General features: G+C 44.9%; 4 protein-coding genes and 1 pseudogene. All 5 read right to left on the bottom strand.

Annotation, left to right across the window (positions count from 1 at the left end; translation table 11 throughout):
* Window positions 1-178: 178 nt before the first annotated feature.
* Window positions 179-1,189 carry a hypothetical protein gene (locus tag MMG91_RS28685; RefSeq protein WP_310661439.1) on the bottom strand — a complete coding sequence of 337 codons (1,011 nt, stop codon included), beginning with the start codon at window positions 1,187-1,189 and terminating at the stop codon, window positions 179-181.
* Window positions 1,190-1,389: 200 nt separating this feature from the next.
* Window positions 1,390-1,740, bottom strand: coding sequence for a hypothetical protein (locus tag MMG91_RS28680; protein WP_310661438.1), 351 nt, complete (start codon window positions 1,738-1,740; stop codon window positions 1,390-1,392).
* Between the two features lie 70 nt (window positions 1,741-1,810).
* Window positions 1,811-2,098, bottom strand: a complete 288-nt coding sequence (locus tag MMG91_RS28675; RefSeq protein ID WP_305503894.1) for a hypothetical protein — start codon at window positions 2,096-2,098, stop codon at window positions 1,811-1,813.
* Window positions 2,099-2,101: 3 nt separating this feature from the next.
* Window positions 2,102-2,509, bottom strand: a complete 408-nt coding sequence (locus MMG91_RS28670; protein WP_310661437.1) for a hypothetical protein — start codon at window positions 2,507-2,509, stop codon at window positions 2,102-2,104.
* A gap of 71 nt (window positions 2,510-2,580) precedes the next feature.
* Window positions 2,581-2,826: pseudogene (locus MMG91_RS28665) on the bottom strand (RHS repeat-associated core domain-containing protein); the annotation flags it as partial.

Genomic DNA, 2,826 nt, shown 5'->3' with positions numbered 1-2,826 from the left:
GCATCACCCAGCCGGGCGGCCCAGAGTGCGTCAGACATGCGCGGGGATCATCCGGCGCAAGCGTCTGACGGCTGCGCAATCGTTGCGTTTGTTGCGCAATTGTATGCCTTCCATTGCACTTTGCTCTTTGTCGGTTACAGCATGCGCATCAGCGCGGTTCTCCCGTTTGTGGGAGCTTCTATAGACTGTACAAAATGTTGTAGAACGAGGTTGGATTGTCTTTTATCAAAGATAGCTCCTGGTCTATGGATATTTTCTCGAATGATGATTTATTGATTGCCATTCGACGAGTGATTATGGCTTCTAGCAGTTTTCTGAACAGTACCTCATTATTGACGTATTTTTTAAGCTTTAGAATTTCGCGAGGCTTGTTTTTCAGGATATAAAAGGAATAGTTCATCAAAATAATATTGGAGACAAACAGATTTTCCGTTGATTGAAGAGGGTTGATCGTGTCGATCAAGATGTTAAATATCTGCCTCTTGTTTTTAGCGTATGCCTGCAAAAATACATCGGGGTACATGAATTCGCTATAACGATCATTTAACCTGAAACGGTAACTTGTGTCGTCGGGCTCGGTCAATAATTTGACGAGGCTTGTTTGATAATTTTTTAACGTGCTTAGCAGTACATGTTCTTTTCTGCTATCAAACTTGATCGCTTTGTAAACCAGATCGATAACATCCAAAAAAGCTACAGGCCCCCGGGTGTCGGTAGCCATTACCAGCTGATTATCCTTGATGCTGAACCGACGATACGCTTCGTCATCAATACTCAATTCGAAAAGCAGGAACCTGAGCATGTAGTTCCTGAACTGTGCATCCGCGTCGAGAGAACTGTTCTTCAAACCGATCAACTGAATCAGAAAGAAGAAAATAAAATAGTCTTTGTTGGTTCTTTGGCGGTTGTCGATTTCAAGCAGATAGCCAAAGCGGGACAGGATCAAGAGAAGGGCATAGCAGTCCGGTTCCGTGAAGCCGTTTTTTGACATGGATTTTTCGAAGGCGCTTATGGAGAACAAATCGTGCCAGCGGCTCACATAGAAGGTCGAACCGTTGTGTTTTCTGGCGGCGACAGAGAGCAGTGAAGGCTCGTCTTCTTGGTAAAAAACAACGCCCAGCTCTTTCGGATATGGACGGATGTTCAGGAAGTTTTCAAGCTTGTATGAAAGGAGATTGAATATATTCATGTTGGTTTTGCCTGTTATTCTTCCTGGCAGTTTGATGGCGCCCCATCCTCATCATCAATAGCGCTTATTCTGGAACTTAATGTCATCCTGCTGCATACACATAAATTGCATCCTCTGAAATATATATTATTTTGCTGTTTGGATGTGCCGGGACTGGAGAGATTAATAACTCGCGCAGATCGCCTGAAGTCACGGTGTCATCAAGAAAGCTCAAGAGGTCGTTTCTTTCTGCCAAGTGAAAATTTTTCTTTTATATGCTGTGCTGAGGGTGAGACTAAAAATTGGTGTAAGAAGACCATGGGTTGGCGCTGATGATACAACCAGGCTGGTTCGCCCACCCATACAGGTTTTTCATTCAAACACAGGAACTCATTTTTTAGACGCTCTGTTAGCCATTTCTTTTTATTTTTTGGGGTGCCTTGCTCGACGTATTCGTTGTAAAGGCCCCTTGCAAAATCTTCTGCACCTTCGGCTTCCATCGACGCGGATTGCTTTTCTGCGATCTCCATCGCAGCGCCCCAGAAAATGTGAAAATCGGTCAACCCGCTCATGTCTTCTCCTGTAAAGCCTGCTTTACCATTGTCCGGTGGTTTTCGTCGCAAGCTACCCTTTGCTTGTTTTTTAGAAGGGCAGGGAGTTTTTTATTGCTGTGAATTTTTCTAACGCGGCGCCTTTATTTCTCAAATAGTCCAATGCGGCGTCTAAAGTTGAAAATTCTTTGATTTCTTCATTTTCATCATCTTCAAGTAATTCCATGCGAGATTCATCGATTGAAAAATAATATGTGTAATAAATGTCGTTTTGTTTTTTTATGGCGTACTGAAATAGAAAAGAAACCCCCTCGATCAAGCGACTTTCCTCGTAGCCTCGCCGTTTACCGGTGTTGAGTGCATCTATGAGTTTATTCATTTTCTAACCTGTGATGTCGATACGGACCATTGTTCCGTCGGCGCGCTTAATGTTGACGTGTGGTAGTTCGCCATGACCCGTGCCTTTCGGGTCATCGTGGCCATAAACGCGTCCTGTTTCTTTATTGATGGGGTAGTCTTTTCTGTATCGAACTTTTCCGTCTCTCTTTTTAAATTGATCCATTTTGTTTTTCTTTCTGATGCCCATGGCATCTTGCGACCCAATGCCTCTGACTTTTTGGGCCTTAGGAAATGCCTCGGCCAATAACTCGTTCGCTTCTTTTTTGGTTTTCACCTTCACGACTGTTTTTTGAGGGCCATTACGCAAGGCGTCCACTTTCTTTGAACAGGCTGCCAGACCAAGTGGATCTGACCACATAAATGGATTGGGTGAGTAGGCGTATGTATTCAATCCCCCCANTTGGTTTTCACCTTCACGACTGTTTTTTGAGGGCCATTACGCAAGGCGTCCACTTTCTTTGAACAGGCTGCCAGACCAAGTGGATCTGACCACATAAATGGATTGGGTGAGTAGGCGTATGTATTCAATCCCCCCATCAACCCAATCGGATCCGGCGTCGTAAACCGCCCCACATCCGTATCATAAAACCTGAACGTATTGAAATGCAGCCCCGTCTCCCGATCCAGATACTGCCCCTGAAACCGCAGGTTCTGCTCTTCAATGTAGTACGGCTCGCGCACCTCCTCTAGCGTGTTGCCCCACACCCG

Origin of the sequence: Pseudomonas sp. JL3, assembly GCF_031570575.1 — a bacterium.
Taxonomy (GTDB): Bacteria; Pseudomonadota; Gammaproteobacteria; order Pseudomonadales; family Pseudomonadaceae; genus Aquipseudomonas; species Aquipseudomonas cucumis.
The sequence above is the reverse complement of the archived record's forward strand: the minus strand, read 5'-3'. Positions and strand labels throughout refer to the sequence as shown.